At 59.5% G+C, this 20695-nt stretch carries 22 protein-coding genes; 8 read left to right on the plus strand and 14 right to left on the minus strand.

What is annotated here, in order from left to right; genetic code table 11:
- The first annotated feature begins 326 nt into the window (after positions 1-326).
- The gene (gene dcd / locus ACIPLA_RS21795) at positions 327-893 is read left to right on the plus strand and encodes a dCTP deaminase (protein WP_007904652.1); all 567 of its coding nucleotides are present in this window, start codon (positions 327-329) and stop codon (positions 891-893) included.
- Between the two features lie 107 nt (positions 894-1000).
- Entirely contained in the window at positions 1001-1207 is a 207-nt protein-coding gene (locus ACIPLA_RS21800; protein WP_218398371.1) for a hypothetical protein, read from the plus strand.
- 124 nt (positions 1208-1331) lie between these two features.
- Here ACIPLA_RS21800 and ACIPLA_RS21805 read toward each other — a convergent pair whose 3' ends face one another.
- The 9 genes from ACIPLA_RS21805 to ACIPLA_RS21845 form a co-directional block, all read right to left on the minus strand.
- Positions 1332-2096: an ABC transporter ATP-binding protein gene (locus ACIPLA_RS21805; RefSeq protein ID WP_123499321.1), complete on the minus strand. Its 765-nt coding sequence runs from the start codon at positions 2094-2096 to the stop codon at positions 1332-1334.
- A 13-nt stretch (positions 2097-2109) separates the two neighbouring features.
- Positions 2110-3228 carry a succinylglutamate desuccinylase/aspartoacylase family protein gene (locus ACIPLA_RS21810; protein WP_218398369.1) on the minus strand — a complete coding sequence of 373 codons (1119 nt, stop codon included), beginning with the start codon at positions 3226-3228 and terminating at the stop codon, positions 2110-2112.
- Between the two features lie 12 nt (positions 3229-3240).
- Positions 3241-3951 carry an ABC transporter permease gene (locus tag ACIPLA_RS21815; RefSeq protein WP_218398366.1) on the minus strand — a complete coding sequence of 237 codons (711 nt, stop codon included), beginning with the start codon at positions 3949-3951 and terminating at the stop codon, positions 3241-3243.
- Positions 3948-4676, minus strand: a complete 729-nt coding sequence (locus tag ACIPLA_RS21820) for an ABC transporter permease (protein WP_218398364.1) — start codon at positions 4674-4676, stop codon at positions 3948-3950. Before ACIPLA_RS21820 ends, ACIPLA_RS21815 begins: the two co-directional genes overlap by 4 nt.
- Before the next feature lie 56 nt (positions 4677-4732).
- Positions 4733-5515 carry a transporter substrate-binding domain-containing protein gene (locus ACIPLA_RS21825; RefSeq protein WP_401175841.1) on the minus strand — a complete coding sequence of 261 codons (783 nt, stop codon included), beginning with the start codon at positions 5513-5515 and terminating at the stop codon, positions 4733-4735.
- A 330-nt stretch (positions 5516-5845) separates the two neighbouring features.
- Positions 5846-7534: an ATP-dependent DNA ligase gene (locus ACIPLA_RS21830; RefSeq protein WP_401175844.1), complete on the minus strand. Its 1689-nt coding sequence runs from the start codon at positions 7532-7534 to the stop codon at positions 5846-5848.
- A complete protein-coding gene (locus ACIPLA_RS21835; protein WP_401175846.1) occupies positions 7531-8562 on the minus strand; it encodes a ligase-associated DNA damage response exonuclease in 1032 nt (343 codons plus the stop codon). The genes ACIPLA_RS21830 and ACIPLA_RS21835 overlap by 4 nt, the downstream gene beginning before the upstream one ends.
- A 251-nt stretch (positions 8563-8813) precedes the next feature.
- Positions 8814-11264 (minus strand): penicillin acylase family protein, encoded by a 2451-nt coding sequence (locus ACIPLA_RS21840; protein ID WP_401175849.1) that lies wholly within the window; start codon positions 11262-11264, stop codon positions 8814-8816.
- Between the two features lie 211 nt (positions 11265-11475).
- A complete protein-coding gene (locus tag ACIPLA_RS21845) occupies positions 11476-12120 on the minus strand; it encodes a glutathione S-transferase N-terminal domain-containing protein (RefSeq protein ID WP_218398357.1) in 645 nt (214 codons plus the stop codon).
- A 146-nt stretch (positions 12121-12266) separates the two neighbouring features.
- Between ACIPLA_RS21845 and ACIPLA_RS21850 the strand changes: the two genes are divergently transcribed.
- Complete coding sequence (locus ACIPLA_RS21850; protein WP_218398355.1) at positions 12267-12824, plus strand: cysteine hydrolase family protein; 558 nt, start codon at positions 12267-12269, stop codon at positions 12822-12824.
- Positions 12825-13026: 202 nt separating this feature from the next.
- Here the strand turns inward: ACIPLA_RS21850 and ACIPLA_RS21855 are convergent, their stop codons facing one another.
- From ACIPLA_RS21855 to ACIPLA_RS21870, 4 genes are all read right to left on the minus strand, one after another.
- Positions 13027-13236, minus strand: coding sequence for an SEC-C metal-binding domain-containing protein (locus ACIPLA_RS21855; RefSeq protein ID WP_007906737.1), 210 nt, complete (start codon positions 13234-13236; stop codon positions 13027-13029).
- A gap of 5 nt (positions 13237-13241) precedes the next feature.
- Positions 13242-13727, minus strand: a complete 486-nt coding sequence (locus ACIPLA_RS21860) for an LEA type 2 family protein (RefSeq protein WP_218398353.1) — start codon at positions 13725-13727, stop codon at positions 13242-13244.
- A 204-nt stretch (positions 13728-13931) separates the two neighbouring features.
- A complete protein-coding gene (locus tag ACIPLA_RS21865) occupies positions 13932-14408 on the minus strand; it encodes a YchJ family protein (RefSeq protein WP_401175855.1) in 477 nt (158 codons plus the stop codon).
- Between the two features lie 4 nt (positions 14409-14412).
- Positions 14413-14910, minus strand: a complete 498-nt coding sequence (locus ACIPLA_RS21870) for a DUF6231 family protein (protein ID WP_123499293.1) — start codon at positions 14908-14910, stop codon at positions 14413-14415.
- Positions 14911-15111: 201 nt separating this feature from the next.
- Between ACIPLA_RS21870 and ACIPLA_RS21875 the strand changes: the two genes are divergently transcribed.
- The 4 genes from ACIPLA_RS21875 to ACIPLA_RS21890 all read left to right on the plus strand — a co-directional run bounded on the left by ACIPLA_RS21875 (position 15112) and on the right by ACIPLA_RS21890 (position 17804).
- Positions 15112-15807, plus strand: coding sequence for an OmpA family protein (locus ACIPLA_RS21875; RefSeq protein ID WP_218398349.1), 696 nt, complete (start codon positions 15112-15114; stop codon positions 15805-15807).
- Positions 15808-15897: 90 nt separating this feature from the next.
- The gene (locus ACIPLA_RS21880; protein WP_008072767.1) at positions 15898-16611 is read left to right on the plus strand and encodes an OmpA family protein; all 714 of its coding nucleotides are present in this window, start codon (positions 15898-15900) and stop codon (positions 16609-16611) included.
- A gap of 163 nt (positions 16612-16774) precedes the next feature.
- Positions 16775-17053 carry a DUF1145 domain-containing protein gene (locus ACIPLA_RS21885; RefSeq protein WP_218398347.1) on the plus strand — a complete coding sequence of 93 codons (279 nt, stop codon included), beginning with the start codon at positions 16775-16777 and terminating at the stop codon, positions 17051-17053.
- Positions 17046-17804 (plus strand): collagen-like protein, encoded by a 759-nt coding sequence (locus tag ACIPLA_RS21890; RefSeq protein ID WP_218398345.1) that lies wholly within the window; start codon positions 17046-17048, stop codon positions 17802-17804. Before ACIPLA_RS21885 ends, ACIPLA_RS21890 begins: the two co-directional genes overlap by 8 nt.
- Before the next feature lie 123 nt (positions 17805-17927).
- Here the strand turns inward: ACIPLA_RS21890 and ACIPLA_RS21895 are convergent, their stop codons facing one another.
- Positions 17928-18392 carry a CopD family protein gene (locus ACIPLA_RS21895; RefSeq protein WP_218398343.1) on the minus strand — a complete coding sequence of 155 codons (465 nt, stop codon included), beginning with the start codon at positions 18390-18392 and terminating at the stop codon, positions 17928-17930.
- Between the two features lie 98 nt (positions 18393-18490).
- Between ACIPLA_RS21895 and dinG the strand changes: the two genes are divergently transcribed.
- Positions 18491-20635 carry an ATP-dependent DNA helicase DinG gene (gene dinG / locus ACIPLA_RS21900; protein ID WP_218398340.1) on the plus strand — a complete coding sequence of 715 codons (2145 nt, stop codon included), beginning with the start codon at positions 18491-18493 and terminating at the stop codon, positions 20633-20635.
- Positions 20636-20695: the final 60 nt, after the last annotated feature.

Here is a 20695-nt window from a genome sequence, read left to right on the forward strand (position 1 = left end):
CGACGCAGGAAGAACCCTGGCCGAGACTGAGTGCAAAGAGCAGGACAAATTCTTGTAGATGGTTGGATCGAAATTCAACATATCGTGTAGAGATTCTCAGTGACACAAGCAGCACAGTGGCGCCACCTTAACCCTTTTTCCGGAACGTGCCAATGTTTCTTGCGAAGGTTTCTCTGTTTTCATGACTGACGGTGCATTGAATGGCGGTGAAGACCCGGGATTCACGGGGGATCGGCGAGAATTGTCTCCCGGACTTTGAACCCGGCGCGCCTGCCCGGTAAGATGCCGGACAGAATTTTTCTACCTCGCTATTCAGGACACCCGCCATGAGCATCAAATCGGACAAGTGGATTCGCCGCATGGCGCAGGAACACGGCATGATCGAGCCTTTCGTCGAGCGCCAGGTGCGCGGTAGCGACGATAGCCGTGTGATCTCCTACGGCGTGTCCAGCTACGGCTACGATGTGCGTTGCACCAATCACTTCAAGGTGTTTACCAACATCAATTCGGCGATCGTCGACCCGAAAAACTTCGATGCTGGCAGCTTCGTCGACATCCACAGCGACGTGTGCATCATTCCGCCGAACTCCTTCGCTCTGGCCAGCACCGTCGAATACTTCCGCATCCCGCGTAACGTATTGACCATTTGCCTGGGTAAAAGCACCTACGCGCGTTGCGGCATCATCGTCAACGTCACGCCGCTCGAGCCTGAGTGGGAAGGTCACGTGACCCTGGAGTTCTCCAACACCACCAATCTGCCGGCGAAAATCTACGCGAACGAAGGCGTGGCGCAGATGTTGTTCCTTGAGTCGGACGAAGAGTGCGAAGTCTCCTACAAGGACCGTGGCGGCAAGTATCAGGGGCAGCGTGGCGTGACCCTGCCGCGTACCTGAGTCAGCCGTCTGACAAGCCGTTGGAATTCCTGAGCGGGCGTACACTCTATGGAATGTACTGCTCCGATTCGCGCAAGGCGGATCGGGCCATCGCTCAGGAGTGCTTCATGAAGATCGATCCGCGAATAAGTGCCGAACTGGCAAGGCTTGAGCCCAATCAGGTTGGCGTGCTGGCCTGGTCCTTGTTGGCACATCCGCCCGTCATGGCAGGGGGCATCCCCCATCAGCCTGATCCCGACACACCCAATGAAGATCCGACAGAACCCGGGGAGCCCACCCTGCCGGATGAGCCGCCTCCCGCGCCTGTTGTCTGATGCCTGTGGGACAACCTGATTTCTGTAGGAGCGAGGCTTGCCCGCGAAGGCGTCCTTCCAGTCATATCAATGCGCAATGTGCCGACACCTTCGCGGGCAAGCCTCGCTCCTACAAGGGCGGAAGTTACTTCAGGTTGCCGCTGAGGAACTGCTTCAACCGCTCGCTCTTCGGGTTGCCCAGCACGTCTTCCGGCGCGCCTTCTTCTTCCACCAGCCCCTGGTGCAGGAACAGCACCTGGCTCGATACCTTACGGGCGAAGCTCATTTCGTGGGTGACCATGATCATGGTCCGGCCTTCTTCGGCCAGGCCCTGGATGACCTTGAGCACTTCGCCCACCAGTTCCGGGTCGAGCGCCGAGGTCGGTTCGTCGAACAGCATGACTTCCGGTTCCATGGCCAGTGCACGGGCAATGGCTACCCGTTGTTGCTGGCCGCCCGACAGGAACGCCGGGTACTGATCCGCTACGCGCGCCGCCAGGCCAACCTTGTCGAGGTAACGTCGGGCACGGTCTTCGGCCTCTTGCTTGCTGCAACCCAAGACCCGGCGCGGGGCCATGGTGATGTTTTCCAGCACCGTCATGTGGCTCCACAGGTTGAAGTGCTGGAACACCATAGCCAGGCGGGTGCGAATCCGCTGCAGCTCATCTGCATCGGCCACGCGCATGCCGTGACGGTCGTGGATCATGCGGATCGTCTGGCCATCCAGGCTCATGGCACCGTCGTTGGGTTGTTCGAGAAAGTTGATGCAGCGCAAAAAGGTGCTTTTACCCGAGCCGCTGGCGCCGATCAGGCTGATGACGTCGCCGGTCTTGGCCTTGAGCGAAACGCCTTTGAGCACCTGATGCTCGCCATAGCTTTTATGCAGGCCTTCAATGGTCAGTTTGTACATGGGGCATGCATCCTCAAGGCGAAAGTAGGTAGCCACTGCGATAGGCTTCGGTGCCCGCGACGTGGGCGATCACCATGCCGGCAGTGGCCATGCGTCGCAGCGAACGGGCGTACATCAGCCCGGCGGCGGTGCAATGAACAGGGGTGACGCGATCATTGATCGGGTCGATGACTTCGGCGATCAGTTGTCCGGCCTCCAGGTATTCCCCGGGCAGGGCCGTGAACACCAGCAGCCCGCCCACCGGCGTCGCCACCGGTTCAACGCCGGCCAGCGGGGTGGCCGGGTAGGGCAGTTCCGGTAATGGCGCCGGCTCACCGGCAATCGCGCCGAAATGAATCAGATAATCGATCAGCGCCTGGCTGTCGAGGCTGGCCAGCGGGTGATTGACGTCACCTTGGCCGCGTAATTCGACAGTGACTGAAAAACTGCCCAGCGGAATCTCGAACTGCTCGCCGAAGCGCTCTTTCAACTGCCACCAGAGCAGAGTGAAGCATTCATCGAACGATTGGCCACCCGAGTCGGTGGCCAGCAGGCTGGCTTCGGAACCGATGTAGCGCGCCAGCGGCTCGACCTGCGGCCAGGCCTCGGGCGTGGTGTAAAGGTGCGCCACGGCTTCGAAATCGCAATGCAGGTCCAGCACCATGTCTGCATCACAGGCCAGCCGTTGCAGGGTCAGGCGCTGGGATTGCAGTTGAGTGCCTGCGGTCTGCCGCGCCAACGCCTTGCGCAGGCTGTCGCGGATCAGTTCGAGGTTACATTGCGGATCGTCGCCGAGCAGGCCTTCGATCTCGTTGCCGACTTCTTCACTCAAGTCGACGAACCAGCGATTGAAGTTCTGCCCGCTTTCCAGCTCGTAGCGGCCCAGTGGAACGTCCATCAACACTTGTTCCAGGCCGACCGGGTTGGCCACGGGCACCAGTACGATTTCGCTGCGCAGCCGGCCGGCGGCTTCCAGCTCCGCCAGACGTCGCTTGAGGTGCCAGGCCACCAGCATGCCAGGCAATTCATCGGCATGCAGGGAGGACTGAATGTAAATCTTGCCTTTGGCCGACGACGGGCCGAAGTGGAAACTGTGAATCTGTCGCACGGTCCCCGGCAGCGGGGCCAGCAGGTCATGAATCTGGTGGCGCATGTACGAGTTGTCCTAGTGAGTCGGCCCGAGGAAGGCCAGCCATCGGCGTTCGGCGAGACGGAACAGGCCGACCAGCGCAAAGGTAACGGTCAGGTAGATCAGCGCGGCGATGCCGAACGACTGGAATGTCAGGAAGGTCGCAGAGTTCGCATCGCGAGCGACTTTCAATACATCCGGGATGGTCGCGGTGAACGCCACGGTGGTCGAGTGCAGCATCAGAATCACTTCGTTGCTGTAATAGGGCAACGAGCGACGCAGGGCTGACGGCATGATCACGTAGGCGTAGAGCTTCCAGCCTGACAGGCCGTAAGCCTTGGCCGCTTCGATTTCTCCGTGAGGCAGGCTGCGAATCGCCCCGGCGAAGATCTCCGTGGTGTAGGCGCAGGTGTTCAGGGCAAAGGCCAGGATCGTGCAGTTCATCGCATCGCGAAAGAACGCATCGAGGACCGGCTGGGCGCGCACGGCCGCCAGGCTGTAGATACCGGTGTAGCAAATCAGCAGCTGGATATACAGCGGTGTACCCCGGAACAGGTAGACGTAAAACTGCACTGGCCAGCGGATGTAGATCTTGGGCGAAACCCTGGCGATGGACAGCGGGATCGACGCCAGAAAGCCGATGAAGATCGAAGCGCTGAGCAGCCACAGGGTCATGGCCAGGCCGGTGATGTTGTAACCGTCGGTATAAAGGAAGGGTTTCCAGTATTCCTGCAAGAGTTCGATCATCGTACGGCCTCCCGGGAGCCAGCGGCGTAGCGGCGTTCGAGCCAGCGCAGGACGACGTTGGAGGCGCTGGTGATCAGCAGGTAAATCAGCGCAGCCAGCACCAGGAAATAGAACAGTTGATAAGTGCTTTTACCGGCGTCCTGCGCGGCTTTGACCAAGTCGGCCAGGCCGATGATCGAGACCAGCGCGGTGGCCTTGAGCATCACCATCCAGTTGTTGCCGATACCCGGCAGGGCGAAGCGCATCATTTGCGGGAACACCACGAAACGAAAACGCTGGCCGCGTTTGAGGCCGTAGGCGGTGGCGGCTTCGACCTGGCCCCGTGGCACGGCGAGGATCGCCCCGCGAAACGTTTCGGTGAAGTACGCACCATAAATGAAGCCCAGGGTGATGACCCCGGCGCTGAACGGGTTGATCTCGATGTATTCCCATTCCATGAAGTCGGTAAACGAGGTCAGCCAGGTTTGCAGACTGTAGAAGATCAGCAGCATCAGCACCAGGTCGGGCACCCCACGAATCAGCGTGGTGTAGAGCTGGGCCGGTACCCGCACCAGTTTGACTTTTGACAGCTTGGCACTGGCGCCCAGCAAGCCGAGCAAAACGGCCACCAACAGCGACAACACCGATAATTTGATGGTCATCCAGGTGCCTTCCATCAGCAACGGACCGAAGCCCTGGAGGCTGAAGGCTGAGAGCCCCAGGTTTTGTAATAGGTTTTCGAACATAAATCAGCAACCTGATCGGGTGAAAAAAGCGCCCATCGCGAGATGGGCGCCGGGCATTATTTGCCGCTGTACAGATTCAGATCGCCAAAGTGTTTCTTCTGAATGGTGGCGTAGGTGCCATCGTCGTGTAACGCTTTGATACCTTTATCCAAAAGTGCCTTGAGGTCTTTGTTACCTTTCGAGATACCGATCGCTGTTTTGGAAGGCAGCAATTCGCTGTCGACTGGCTTGCTGACTTCGTAATCGGTGCCTTTTGGCGACTTCAAGAAGCCCAGTTCGGCTTGCAGCATGTCCTGGATCGCTGCATCGAGACGGCCGGAAGTCAGGTCGGAATACACCTGATCCTGGTTCTGATAGGCCTGGGTTTTTACGCCAGCCTTGTCCAGCACCGCTTTGGCGTACGCTTCCTGGATGGTGCCTTGCTCGTAACCGACGGTTTTACCCTTCAGCGAAGCGACGTCTTCGGTCAGGCCGGAACCTTTCTTGAACACGTAAGCGGTTGGGCCGGAGAACAACTCGTTTGAGAAGTCGATGACTTTTTCGCGGGCCGGGGTGACGGTCATCGAAGAGATCACACCGTCGAATTTATTGGCTTTCAAGCCCGGAATCATGCCGTCGAAATCGCTTTCGACCCATTTGCACTTGACCTTCAGCTCGGCGCAAATGGCATTGCCCAGGTCGATGTCGAAGCCTACCAGGCTACCGTCGGCTGCTTTGGACTCGAACGGCGCGTAAGAAGGGTCAACGCCAAAACGCAATTCTTTGTATTCCTTGGCCAGCGCGGAGCCGGCAGCCATGCACAACGCCAGTGCAGAAAGGGTCAGCAATGCTTTTTTCATTATTCAATCCCTAAGAACCAATATGAGCGCTTGTGGCGCAGAAGTACTGTTACTGAAAAGCGTAAGACCTATTAAAAGTAGCAATTTCCGAACCAGAGTCCCGAACAAGCGTTTAAAAGGTAATACAAGAAGCGGCAAAGCGGGATTTTATGCACGAAAACGGGCATCGCCAGATCCCTGCGCCAGGATGGTGCTAAATGTGGGGAGAGGGCTTGTCCTAATGCCCAATCTGTCTGTAGGAGCGAGGCTTGCCCGCGAAGCTTTTGGCGTACCTGGGGACGCCTTCGCGGGCAAGCCTCGCTCCTACAGGATCAGCTCACCGAAATCAGGTCAGGCGAGCAAATCCTGCAATGTCGCCAAGTTGTCAGCGTCCTCCACCGACTTGTCCTGCCGCCAACGCAGCATCCTCGGGAACCGCACTGCAATCCCGCTCTTATGCCGCTTCGACAGGGCAATACCCTCGAATCCCAGCTCAAACACCAAAGTCGGTTTCACACTACTCACCGGTCCGAATTTTTCCACCGTGGTCTTGCGTACGATGCTGTCGACCTGACGCATTTCTTCGTCAGTCAACCCGGAGTAAGCCTTGGCGAAAGGCACCAGCGTTCGCTCGCGGGCAGAGGGAGGACCGTCCCACACCGCGAACGTGTAATCAGTGTAGAGGCTGGCCCGGCGGCCATGGCCCTGCTGGGCATAGATCAGCACCGCATCAACGCTGAACGGGTCGACTTTCCATTTCCACCACACGCCCATGTCCTTGGTCCGCCCGACGCCATACAGCGCATCGCGGGCCTTGAGCATCATGCCTTCGACGCCCAGTCTGCGGGAGGCTTCCCGTTGACGGCCAAGGTCGAACCAGTCTTCGCCGGTCAGCACGGGCGAGCTCATTAATACCGGGTTTGCGCAGTTGAGGATCAGTTGCTCCAGCTGAGTGCGGCGCGTGGCTTGAGTCTGGTTACGCCAATCCTCACCCTGCCATTCCAGCAGGTCATAGGCCAGGATCACCACGGGCACCTCATCGAGGATTTTCCTGCTCAGCGTTCTACGGCTGATCCGCTGTTGCAACAGCGCGAAGGGTTGCACGGCGGGTGACGACGTCGACTTCGGGTCGAAGGCGTCCTCGGTGCCTGGTTGTGCGGTTTTCCAGGCGACGATTTCACCGTCAATCACCGTGCCGTCGGGTAAGTCATAAACCAGGCTGTCCAGTTCGGGGAAACGGTCACTCACCAATTCTTCACCACGCGACCAGATCCACAAGCGCCCGTCACGCTTGACCACCTGGGCGCGGATGCCGTCCCACTTCCATTCCACTTGCCATTGGCTGGCCGGTCCGAGCAGGTTTTCGAACTGTTCGACCGGGTGCGACAACGCATGGGCGAGGAAAAACGGGTAGGGCTGACCACCCCGTTGGGCATGCTCATTGGGTGATTCGGGGGCGATCAGCTTCAGGTAACTGGCGGCGCTTGGGCGGTTAGACAAATCGGTGTAACCCACCAGCCGCTGGGCCACGCGTTTGCTGTCGAGCCCAGCCATCGCCGCCAAGGCGCGGGTAACCAGCAATTTGGAGACCCCGACACGGAAACTGCCGGTGATCAGTTTGATGCACAGCATCAGACTCTGGCGATCCAGTTGCGCCCACAAGGCGGGCAAGCATTCGGCGAGGGTTAGCGGGGGCGCGTTACGCAGCGGCAGCAGTTTGTCTTCAATCCACACCGCCAGCCCATCGGTAGAGGTGTGGTGCGTTTCGGGTAGCACCAGCGAAATGGTTTCCGCCAGATCACCGACGGCCTGATAACTCTCTTCGAACAACCAGGGTGGGAGCCCGGAAAACGCTGTGGCCATTTCCCGCAGCATTCGTACCGGCACCAATTGTCGAGGGCGCCCACCGGACAGAAAGTACACCGCCCAAGCGGCATCTTCGGGTGCGGCCTGGGCGAAATAGCTCTGCATCGCCGCCAGTTTGGCGTTGCTCGAGGTGGTGGCGTCGAGTTCGGCATACAAGTCGGCGAAGGCTTTCATGCCAGCACCTCGGCGCTCTCGGGTTCGAGGACTGTGGTTTCTTCATCATCGCCATATTCGGTGCTGAAACTCATGGCATCCAGGCCTTGTTCGCGCAGATAGCGCACCAATACCCCGATCGAACCATGGGTGACGATCACGCGTTCGGCTCCGGTTTGTTCGATGGCCCAAAGCAGGCCGGGCCAGTCGGCGTGATCCGATAGCACAAAACCGCGGTCCACACTGCGCCGGCGCCGTGTACCGCGCAAGCGCATCCAACCGCTGGCGAAGCCATCGCTGTAATCACCGAAACGCCGTACCCAAGGGCTGGCACCCGCCGAAGGAGGCGCGAGGACCAAGGCCTTGCGCATCATCGGGTCATGCTTTTTAACGTCGCCGGCATAGATCGTTGGCGGTAAATAAATGCCGCTCTGACGATAAATCCGATTGATGGGTTCAACCGCGCCGTGGACCAGAATGGGGCCGAGGCTGGCATCGATGCCGTGGAGAATCCGCTGGGCCTTGCCGAAGGCATAGCAGAACAGCACGCTGGTCTTGTCGGCCGCCGCATTGGCCCGCCACCACTGATTGATCTCGGCAAAGATCTGCGTCTGGGGTTGCCAGCGGTAAATCGGCAGGCCGAACGTCGATTCTGTGATGAAGGTGTGGCAACGCACCGGTTCGAATGGCGCACAGGTGCCATCGGGCTCGGTCTTGTAATCCCCCGAGGCGACCCAGACTTCCCCGCCATATTCCAGACGTACCTGGGCGGAGCCGAGTACGTGGCCCGCGGGGTGAAAACTCAGTTTTACACCGCGGTGCAGCAATGGCTCGCCATAAGGCAAGGTTTGCAGGTTGATGTCCCGGCCCAGACGCGCACGCAGGATGCCTGCACCCGGTGCCGCGGCCAGATAATGTTGATTGCCATGGCGAGCATGGTCGCTGTGGGCGTGGGTGATGATCGAGCGTTCGACCGGCTGCCATGGGTCGATATAGAAATCACCGGGCGGGCAGTACAAACCTTCAGGACGAGCGATAACAAGGTCCATGTTGTTACCCAAATGGAGAGGCCTGTTAGCTAGGAGGTTCGCGCGAGACGAGAAGTTCTATTTATTTTGGGGAAGATGGAGGCGTTAAACAGGCCGCTTTCGCGAGCAAGCCCGCTCCCACATTCAATCGAGTTCTGCCAGAAAGAATGCGATCAAATGTGGGAGCGGGCTTGCTCGCGAAGACGGCGGCACATTCAACATCAATGGGACCGGCAGCATGCTTTCGCGAGCAAGCCCGGTCCCACTCGAGGTTACTTGCCAGGCGTCAGCGTCAACCGCGTCTTGCCATACACCTTGTCAAAGTTCTGTGGCTGCATCGGCAGGCTGATGTATTGCCCCTTGAGCCATGGCTCGACGCTGTCGAGATAGTGCGCGCTGGCCGGGTTGCCGGACTGGCCGCTACCGTTCTGGCCCATCAGTGGTTCGGCCTTGCCGAAATCGACGATAAAGCGCATGGCCGGCGCCAGCGTGGTGTTGAAGTCCTGGCCCCAGGTGAACGCGGCGGTGTTGAGCGTGGTGTGGTCGCCGCCGGCTGCCAGCGGACCGCGCACGGTCTGGCCGCTGGCGTTCTTCCACTCGTAGCGATGCAGTTTGCCCCACTGCCAGGCTTTGTGATCGCCACCTAACTGGCTGTCACCCGCACTGATCGCGGCCGCGAGGCTACGGGCGAGAATCGCCGGTTTGTCTTCTTTCTGTGAGGTGCGCAGGTCGTCCCAGAACGGACTGTCCTCACGGCTCAGCAGATGATCGGCCTGCGCCGCGTAGGACAACTTGCCGTTGGCGATAAAGGCTTTCCACGCCGGGCTGCTTTCCGGGCCCAGTTCGTCGAGGAAAATCTGCTGGGTGCTTTCCTGCAGGAACAGCTCGTAGATCGCCGCGTCGGCGGAGGTCGGGCTGAGTTTTCCGTCGAAGGCCATCAAGCGCGTATAAGCCTCGCGAGCCTTGCCGCGATCGGCCACCGGCAACGCTTCGATGGCTTGCTTGAGTGGCTGGGACATGCCCGGTGCTTCAAACATCTTCTTCAGCTTGGCAGCGAAGGTGGTGGTCTGGTCGTATTGCATGGCGATCAGGCTACGCGTGTCGTGTTTGCCGACGCCCGCCAGTTCGGCCATGCGTTCACCGCGCTCCGGCGCCGACCAGGAATTGGACAGCTGCATGCCGTAGCCATGGGGAATGACCCGCTGGTTGGCGGTGCCGAGCCAGCCTTGAGCCGGGTCCTGGTCATACGGATGGAGCATCGGGTCGGCGTAACCGTCCCAGTCGTAACGACCTTCCCAGCCCGGCGACGGCAGCAAGCCTTCGCCTTCGCGACGGTTCGGGTAGCGACCGGTGACTTGCCAACCGATGTTGCTGGCATCGGCAAACACCAGATTCAGGGCGATGGCGCGTATTTCACGGCTGGCGTCCGAGGCTTTCTCGACGCTCTGCGCTCGAGACAGGTCGAAAAACGCATCCAGGGTTTTGTCGTCGGTGAAGTTCGGCGTCTGCAAGGCCAGGCCGAAACCATTCGCCAACGCGGTGCCTTGGGCGCTGTTGAGCAGCGACCCGTGGCGGGTTTCGTACACCGCTTCGCGAATCGGCTTCTGGCCTTTGACGAAGTAGGTTTCGTTGCGCACGATCACCGGCTGCCATTTGCCGCTGACTTCGTAGGAAAGGCCGTTGCCCTGGCGTTTGATTTTTTCCAGGAACAGGTCCTGGTTGTCGCCCATGACCGTGGTCATGCTCCACGCCACTTTGCCGTTGAAACCACCGAGCACCATCGGTAGCCCGGCAATGGTCACGCCGGAGGCCTGGTATTTCGGCGCGCGAATCTGCACGTAGCTGAACAGCGACGGCACGCCCAGCGGCCCATGGCTGTCGCTGGCCAACAGGCTTTTGCCGCTGCGGCTGCGCTGCGGGGCAATCGCCCAGTTGTTCGAAGACGTGGCGCCCAGCAGATTCAGGTCGGACAGTTGGCCCGTGGCTTTGCTGATTTCGCTCAGCCCCGGGATTTGCCCATTGAGTTTGATGCCCTGAAGTTTTTCCGCTTCTGCGACTGGCAGTTTTTCATCGGGAGCGGACGGTGCAAGCCACGCCAGCTTGTCGGTACTGACTGTCTGGGCCAGCATCAATGAGGAAATTTCTTCCGGCAGGTTCGCCGATTGACTGAAATTCAGCAGGCAGAAAATCAGCGCCGAATCTTCCGGTTTCCAGTACTCAGGCTTGTAGCCAGTGGCTGCGAGGTCCGCAGGCAGTTTGTCGCGGTAGCGGAACAGGTAGGCGTTGACCCCACGGGCATAGACTTCGAAGAAACGCTTGAGGCGCGGCGAAGAGGCTTTGTACAGCTCCCCCGCACTTTTCTTCAGGTTGACCGCACGCATGTAGCGGTCGGCGTCGAGCAAGTCCGAACCGGATATCTCCGCCAGACGGCCCTGGGCCAGCAAACGCAGAGTGACCATTTGGCTGATGCGGTCGCTGGCGTGCACGTAACCGAGGGTGAACAGCGCATCGTGGAAGCTGTTGCTCTCGATCAGCGGCATGCCCATGGCATTGCGCCGAATCGAAACGTTCTGCGCCAGGCCCTTGAGCGGTTGCACGCCGGAGGTCGGCGGGAGGGTGTCTTGAGTGTTCCAGGTCTGACAACCGGTCAGGCTTAAAACACCGGCCACTGCTGCGGCAACGCCGAACCGGGGAAGAAAATGTGTGAGGGCTGGCGAGGCCATGGCAAAGCTCCTGCGGGGGTAGTGACGCAATAAAGGCGCTACGTTAGTGAGCAGGAGGAAGCCGCGCAAGCGGGGTATGGGGTTATTTCAGGAATTGTTTGTGGAACGCAAAAAAGATCGCAGCCTCGTTTCACTCGACAGCTCCTACAGGGCATGCAAAACCGTGTAGGAGCTGTCGAGTGAAACGAGGCTGCGATCTTTTGATCTTCTATCAGGATTTAGGCGGATTGACCTTGGCCACCAGCGCATACGCCTTCACCGTCGCCGGGCGGTTCTGGATGTGGGTGAACCAGCGCAATACGTTGGGGAAGTCTTCCAGGTTCTGGCTTTGCCACTTGTGAGAAACGATCCACGGGTAGATCGCCATGTCGGCAATGCTGTATTCGCTGCCGGCGACAAAGTCATCGTTGGCCAGTTGCTTGTCGAGCACCCCATAGAGGCGGGCGGTTTCGTCGATGTAGCGCTTGATCGCGTAGGGGATTTTCTCTGGTGCGAATTGGCTGAAGTGATGATTTTGCCCGGCCATTGGCCCCAGTCCACCCATCTGCCAGAACAACCATTGCAACGCTTGCTGGCGTCCGCGCAGATCCTTGGGCAGGAACTTGCCGGTTTTCTCCGCGAGGTACAGCAGAATCGCCCCCGACTCGAACAGTGCCAACGGTTCACCGCCATCGGCCGGCTCATGATCGACGATGGCCGGGATTTTATTATTCGGCGAGATCTTCAGGAATTCGGGTTTGAACTGGTCGTTCTGGCTGATGTTGATCGGGTAAACGTTGTACGGCAGGCCGGCTTCTTCCAGGAATATCGAAATCTTGTGCCCGTTGGGGGTGGTCCAGTAATACAAGTCGATCATGAAGTACTCCAAATCAAGAGATATCGTCAGGTACGGACAGCGACCGCCGGCATCAGGTCGTCCTGTTTGCGTTTGATGGCTTGCCAGCAGGAAGAGGTGATGCTGAAGTGCGGGAAATTCAATGCCCCAGCAGGAGAAAAGTCGGCATGGAGCTCAAGACAAACGCGGCGCTGATCATCATCGATCAACAAAAAGGCATTCTGCATCCCAAACTGGGTCGTCGAAACAACCCTCAGGCCGAAGCGCGCATCCTGGAATTGTTGGGGCATTGGCGCCGAACCGGGCGGCCGGTGATTCATGTGCAGCACCTGTCCCGCTCAGAGGATTCAGTGTTCTGGCCGCAGCAATCGGGGGTGGAATTTCAGGAGCGTTTTCAACCCTTGGCTGACGAGTACCTGATTCAGAAGCAAGTGCCGGATGCCTTTTGTTCCACGGGGCTGGAGGCGCGTTTGCGCGAGGCGGGGATCGATCAGTTGATCATCGTTGGCGTGGCGACCCACAACTCGGTGGAGTCCACAGCGAGAACGGCCGGGAATCTGGGGTTTGAAGCGTGGGTTGCTGAGGATGCGTGCTTTACCTTCGATAAAGCGGATTACTTTGGCAATGCTCATTCAGCCGAGGAAGTGCATGCGATGTCGCTGGGTAATTTGCATGGCGAATATGCGACGGTGATCAGTACGGATCAAATCCTGAGCGACGACTGAAAACCTGTAGGAGCGAGGCTTGCCCGCGAAAGCGATTTAACTGACAGATTGATAGTGAATGTGCCGCCGTCTTCGCGAGCAAGCCCGCTCCCACACTCGATCTGCGCCAGTCACACATTGTGTGAACACAGCAGATCCAATGTGGGAGCGGGCTTGCTCGCGAAGGCGATTCAACAGGCGAAAAAGATATCCGCCCGAAGCATCAAGCGCCGTGGCACTTCTTGAATTTCTTGCCGTTGCCGCATGGGCAAGGGTCGTTGCGGCCGACGTCTTTCAAGGCATTGCGCACCGGTTCCTGGTGGGCGTGGCCGCAGTTCGGGCCGTGGACATGGCCATGGTCGTGATCATGGTGATCGTGATGGTCATGATCGTGGTTGCAGTCAGGGCCATGGACATGAGGTTGCTGGGTCATCGGGCTTACTCCGGAATTAGATCGGCGGCGATTATCACGCCATTACGCGCCAGGTGCACGTAGTGCGCGATGAATAAGCCGGTTTCCAGTTCACCTTCCAGACGATAGGGAATGGGTTGGTCGGGTTTTTTCAGCAGCTTGACCAGGTCCCGGACTTTCGGCCACAGGTTGGTGCGGATCGGTACTTTAAAATAAGCACTGCGTTTGGGGCCGACCGTGAACCAATGTTCGTACTCGCCTTCGGTCAGCAGTATGTCCCCCAAGTGAATGCGATATTCCAGGGCACGCACCGTCAGGTCTTGGTCATTGGGATTGTCGACGCGAAAATGCAGCAGGAATTTCTGCTCCAGTAGTTTGGCCCGGACCACCTCGACCTTGACCAGATGCACCTGCGGCTCCGGCAAGTCGTCGTCGAACCACGACGCACAGCCGCCGAGCCCCAAAAGCAGGAGCAGGGTGAGCAGCTGTAATGTGCGCCGCCGGGTGTTCATGGTCGTGTTTCTCCCTTTGTAGCAGCTGTCGAGCCTTGGCGAGGCTACGTTCGGCTGCGCAGCAGTCGTGAATCCGGCTGACGCGGTTTGCCTGAAGCACCGCAAGTTCTGGTTTGACGACTGCTTCGCAGCCGAACGCAGCCTCGCAAGCTCGACAGCTGCTACGGCCGAACGCAGCCTTCGCCAGCTGCTAAAGGGATCACCTCAAGCGCCAAAGTAGCTCGCGCAGCACTTCTTGAACTTCTGCCCGCTGGCGCACGGGCACGCATCATTGCGTCCGGCCTTGAGTGACACGGTGGGGTCGATGAAATACCAGTGGCCGGCGTTCTGTACGAATGACGAACGTTCGCAGTGACTGTGTTCGCCGCTGCTGTCGTGCCAGCGAGCGGTGAAGGTGACGAAAGCGTGCTCTGGCTGACCGCCGAAGACTTCGGCACTTTCCACCTCCAGGCCCAGCCAGGTGCTTTGGGCGCTCCAGTCGCTGATCGACTGGCGATCCAGGCCGGCCTGTTGTGCGGGCAGGGTGGTTGCTACCAGATAGTCAATCAACCCCAGTACATAGGCGCTGTAGCGCGACCGCATCAAGACTTCGGCGCTGGGGGCGGGGTGGCCGGCGTGGTAATGGCCACAGCAGGCATCGAGCAGCGTGCCGCTACCGCAAGGGCAAATGGATGTACTCATTGCGTTACCACCAATATTTCCCGAAGTTTTCCGGATTGGCCCAGAAGCGTGAGTTAAGCCAGTCGGGCACCTGTTTATAGTCAAGCAGATCATAGGTGAACAGGGTCAGTACTTGATCATCGCGCTGGAAGCGTTCACTGGCTTGCAGCGCCAGGGAGAAAAAGTCCGTCTCCTGCCAACCGCATGCCGGCAAGTCGGCCAGCACCGCAATGCGACTGGCATTGAGGTTGCGTATCCCGCCGAGCAGATTCAGGCCGTCGCGCTTGGGCAAATGTTCGAGGCAATCGACCACCAGCGCCAGATCAAACCGTTGCGCCGCCAGTTCGGCGGGCAGTGGCCCGGGTGCAGCAAAGGCGACGATGCTGTCCGGGTGTGCGAGTTTGAATGCCTCAAGCGCGGGGAATTCGCTGGCGCCAATCAGTAACAGACGCGCCGGGGCATAACGATCAAGCAAAGCGGCCAACGCCTGCTGGGGCGTGCGCGAAGAAATACCTGCAATCATCGAAGATCCTCAATCAGAGCGCCAAGATTAGCCTGCCCCAACGTCCGGGCCTAGCGTCCCTTCTGGCGGGTTTAACCAAAAAGCGCCGATCTTCCGTGAACACGGGGCAAAACAGCAATGGCCTATTGCTGGCGGAGATTAAAAGTCGGGTCTTTACTCCCTAGAATCGGTTTTAAGCCGATCCCTCAGGAGAAGAACTAGATGAGCATAATTCGGACAGCATTACCCTTGGTTCTGCTAACCAGTGTGTTGACTGGTTGCGCAGGTTTGCAGAAAACCGACTGGCCGTCCTGTGCGGCGGTCGGTGGTGTCATCGGTGCGGGGCTCGGCGCGACCGAAAGCTCGGCATGGGCGGGGTATGGCGCGCTGCTGGTCGGCGGCACGGCAGCCGCTTATTGCTGGGTGCATGGTGACGGCGACGAAGACGGCGATGGCGTACCGGACAGCCGCGACAAGTGCCCGGGTACACCTAAAGGCGTGCGGGTCGATGCCGACGGCTGCCCTCCACCTGCGCCTGCGCCGGTGGTCGAGGAGGCGGCGGTGGTCAAGGAAGAAGTCATCGTTATCCGTGATGTGCACTTCCAGTTCGACTCGGCCAAGCTCACCCCTGCCGATAAGGACGTACTCAGCACCATTGCCACGCGCCTGAAACAGGAATCCTCCACCGCCCAACTGACCGTCACCGGTCATACCGACAGTGTCGGCAGTGATGCCTACAACCAGAAACTGTCGGATAGACGCGCCCATTCAGTGGTGGAATACCTGATTTCCCAAGGCGTGCCACGCAGCAGTTTCGTGTCTGTGACCGGTGCTGGTGAAAGCCAACCGGTGGCCGATAATAAAACCGCTGACGGCCGTTCGATGAATCGGCGCACGGAAATCAAAATCAACCGCTAGGCCTCTCCCGTTCCGCGGCTTGTACAGTCGCGGATGCGGGTCTTTACTCCTGTGTGACCGGTATGGGCCGGTGACACAGGAGCATTCACAATGAGCGTTCTCACAAGGACCGTCTTGCCGGTTCTGCTGCTTGGCAGTCTTCTGACCGGTTGTGCGACTCACAGCGATGGCACCGCCCCCCTCAATCAACGTACCTGGCCGATCTGCAGCGTCCTGGGTGGACTGGTCGGCGGTGGTTTGGGCGCGATCGAAAGTAGTGCCTGGGCAGCGGGTGGGGCAGCGCTCGGGATCTTGACCGGTGGCCTGATCTGTTACGCCCAGGATGGCGATGAAGACGATGATGGCGTCTTCGATCGACGTGATCGTTGCCCCGATACGCCTGCCGATACCCCTGTCGAACATCACGGTTGCCCGCTGCCGCAATACCCGGCCAGCGTGAAACCTGTTGAAGCACCGGTCTCCGAAGTCATCACCCTGAACGGCAACGTGCTGTTCGCTTACAACCAATCCGAGCTGATGCCCCAAGCGCGCAGTGAGCTGGATTCGTTGATGGCCAAATTGCAGAACACCGATGTGGTGAGCATTAAAGTCATCGGTCATACCGACAGCCAGGGTTCGGACGCCTATAACCAGAAACTGTCGGAACGTCGTGCCAGCAGCGTCGCGGCCTACCTGTTGAGCCAGGGAGTCGCGCCAGACAAACTCACCAGCGAAGGCCGGGGCGAAAGCCAGCCGGTGGCCGATAACGACACGGAAGAAGGACGGGCGCAAAACCGCCGCGTGGAATTGCACATCAATCGCTAAGCTCTGTGACTAATAACCGCGTGATAGAGCCGTCGGGCAACGATTCGGGTTGATCCGGCGGCCAATCCGCGACCTTCGGGAAGAATTTTTTGTTGCCCTCTGGCTTATCCCGCGTGGAAGCCGTTACTGTGCGTGCAAAGAATAATTCTCAACGGAGGAGCGTATGAAGGTGTTTTGGGGGCTGGGGAAGTTGTTGACCCTGCTGTTCTGGCTGGTGGCGCTGGCCAATCTGCTCATACCATTTATTCATCCGTTTCACCTGCTGATCAATTTTGCAGGCACTGTGTTGGCAGGGCTCCATCTTCTGGAGCTGGTGTTCTGCAATCGCAGCCTCAAAGGTCGAGCCCATCCTTGGCGTGATCGCCTGAAGATTGTCTTTTTCGGCGTTTTCCACCTGCAAACCATTCCGGCCCCGGCCGCTTCGAAGGCCTCCCATGCGTAAACTCTGTCTGCTCGCTGCATTTATCAGCCCATTGGCCTGCGCGCAGGTGGTGAGCGTCGAAACCAACTCGCTGATGCGCTTGCCCAACACCACCAGTACCTTGCAACTGGAACGGCTGGAAGTCGCCGATTACGGGACTTTGCTGATTCCCTCGAACGTGACCGAAGTGACGGTCGGCGAGCTGCACCTGGGGCGCGACGCGCGGATTGCCATTGTGCCGAGCGAACAAGCTCTGGCGTTGAAGGTCAGCCGTGCCGAATTGGCCGAAGGCAGTCAGATCACTGCACGTGGCGCGCCGGGGACTTACCTCAAGGCCGCTCGCTCCGGGCGCAATCTGGATTTGCAGATCAAAGCGTTGAACGCGCCGCAATTGTCGGTTGACGCTCGCGGTGGCGCGGGTGCTCCAGGTTTTGTCGGCCTTGATGGGGCTAATGGTCAAGCACCGGGTTGTACCTGGGGCCAGGCCGGTCGCGGCGCCGATGGCAGTAATGGCAGTGACGGCCAGCCGGGAGCGCCAGGAGCGCTGGTTCGGCTGGAAGTGCCGCGTGATTACCCTGCGCAGCAGATCAAGGTCGAGGTCGCAGGCGGGGTTGGTGGCGCGGCAGGTCCGGGGGGTAAACCTGGCGCGGGCGGCAAGGCCAAGGGCTGCGTCGTCTATAAAGCCGATGGCGGCAAGAGCGGTCGTCCTGGTGCCGACGGTCAGCCGGGGCCTGCGGGAGTGGCGGGTTCAGTGACGATTCAGCGGTTGTAAGTGGTTTCTGAAATGTTTGTTGTCTGACAGATAGCTTTCGCGGGCAAGCCTCGCTCCTACAGATTTTGCGTTGGTTCGCGAACGACATGAATCCTGTAGGAGCGAGGCTTGCCCGCGAAGCTTTTAGAGCATCGGCCGAGCCGCCGCAATCGCCACCAGCACCAATCCGACTATCAGATTGATCCCCACCAACCGACGAATCTTCCCCAGCACCGCCGCACCCGTCGGCCAATCCTGAGCCGCCACCGCCGTGCGCAGTTCCGGCAGCAACAACGCCTGAATCCGGATAAACAGCGCCGTCATCACCACATACAATCCCATCATCACCTGCACATACCGCGGCGCCGCTTCAAACCCCGCGAACTGCAGATGAATCATGCCCACACCGCTGATCGGCAAAAGCACCACCGCGATCCAGACCCAGCGGAAAAAACCTTGAAACACTTCCACCCACAGCTTCAATCGGGCAGGGCCTTCCAGCGCCTTCATCGCCGCGGGGCGCAAGACCATCCAGGCGAAAAACATGCCGCCGACCCACACCAGGGCAGCGATGACATGCAGGGTATAAACGATGCCAAAAGGTGTCATTGAGGTACTCCGTTCTGCGCGGGATTAAATAGCGGGGTATGATAGCGGCCGATCCGAAGTACTGAAAATTTATCCAGCCTTTTTGCGCCCGACAATCCATGATCAGCACTGAACTCAAAACCACGATCCAGGGCGCCTATTCGCGTTTTCTCGAAGCCAAGAGCCTCAAGCCGCGCTACGGCCAACGCCTGATGATCGCTGAAATTGCCAAAGTCCTCGGTGACATCGACACCGACGACGAAGGCCGGCGCAGTGGCGACCCCGCGATTGTCGCGGTGGAAGCCGGCACCGGTACCGGCAAAACCGTGGCCTACAGCCTGGCGGCCATCCCTGCCGCGAAGGCCGCCGGCAAGCGTCTGGTGATCGCCACGGCCACCGTGGCCCTGCAAGAGCAGATCGTCTACAAGGATTTGCCCGACCTGATGCGCAACAGCGGGCTGAATTTCAGCTTCGCCCTGGCCAAGGGCCGGGGGCGCTACATGTGCCTGTCCAAGCTGGATATGTTGCTCCAGGAAGGTCATGCGCAGACTGCCACCGCGCAGCTGTTCGAAGAAGAAGGCTTCAAGATCGAGGTCGATGAGGCCAGCCAGAAGCTGTTCACCAGCATGATCGAGAAGCTCGCCGGCAATAAGTGGGACGGCGATCGCGACAGTTGGTCCACCGCGCTGGAAGACGCCGATTGGGCGCGCCTGACCACCGATCACAGCCAGTGCACCAACCGTCATTGCCCGAACTTCGGTCAGTGCGCCTTCTACAAGGCCCGCGAAGGCATGGGCAAAGTTGACGTGATTGTCACCAACCACGACATGGTCCTGGCCGACCTGGCCCTGGGCGGCGGCGCGGTTTTGCCGGACCCGCGTGACACCATCTACGTGTTTGACGAAGGCCATCACCTGCCGGACAAGGCCATCGGTCACTTCGCGCATTACACCCGTTTGCGTTCCACCGCCGACTGGCTGGAAACCACCGCCAAGAACCTCACCAAATTACTCGCCCAGCACCCGCTGCCGGGCGATCTGGGCAAGTTGATCGAGCAGGTGCCGGAGCTGGCCCGGGAGATCAAGACCCAGCAGCAGTTCATGTTCAGCGCCTGCGAGCAAGCCGCCGACTTCAAACCCGGCGAAGACGTCGAAGGCCGCGAGCGGCCACGTCACCGTTTCGTCGGCGGGGTGATTCCCGAGCACATGCGCGAAATGGGCATTGAGTTGAAGAAGGGCTTTGCCCGCCTGACCGATTTGTTTACCCGCCTCACCGAACTGCTCAAGGAAGGCATGGACGGCGAGGTCAACATCGGCATCGCCAGCAATCAGGCCGAAGAGTGGTATCCGCTGTTCGGCAGCCTGTTGTCGCGCTCTTCGGGCAACTGGGAGCTGTGGACCGCTTTCACCGTCGAAGACCCGGAAGACAACCCGCCCATGGCCCGTTGGCTGACCCTGGCCGAAAGCGGTTCGCTGTTCGACATTGAGGTCAATGCCAGTCCGATCCTTGCCGCAGACATGCTGCGGCGCAATCTGTGGAACGTGGCTTACGGGGCGCTGGTGACATCGGCGACCCTGACCGCTCTGGGCACCTTCGACCGCTTCCGCATGCGTGCCGGCCTGCCTAAAACAGCCGTGACCGCCGTGGTCCCGAGCCCGTTTCATCACGCCGACGCCGGTGTGTTGCGGGTGCCGGACCTGAAAGCCGACCCGCGTGACGCGCCGGCTCACACCGCGGCGATCATTCGCGACCTGCCGCAACTGGTAGAAGGTTCCCGTGGCACCCTGGTGCTGTTCTCATCGCGTAAACAGATGCAGGACGTGTTCGACGGCCTGGACCGCGACTGGCGTAAGCAAGTGTTCATTCAAGGCAATCTGTCGAAGCAGGAAACCCTGAACAAGCACAAGGCGCGGGTCGATGGCGGGGATTCCAGCGTGCTGTTCGGCCTGGCGAGTTTCGCCGAAGGCGTGGATTTGCCCGGTGCGTACTGCGAGCACGTGGTGATCGCCAAGATTCCGTTCTCGGTGCCCGACGATCCGGTCGAAGCGGCGCTGGCGGAATGGATCGAGGCCCGTGGCGGCAATCCGTTCATGGAAATCTCCGTGCCGGACGCCTCGCTGAAACTGGTCCAGGCCTGCGGTCGCTTGCTGCGGACCGAAGAAGACCGCGGCACCATCACCTTGCTCGACCGTCGTCTGGTCACGCAGCGCTACGGCAAAGCTATTCTCAATGCATTGCCGCCATTTCGTCGTGAAATTTCCTGATGCACCGGTGGGCAAATAAGCCCACCGCGTTGTCTACCTCACTGCCACCGCTTTTCCACT

The organism is Pseudomonas sp. NPDC086112 (assembly GCF_044746425.1).
Classification (GTDB): Bacteria; Pseudomonadota; Gammaproteobacteria; order Pseudomonadales; family Pseudomonadaceae; genus Aquipseudomonas.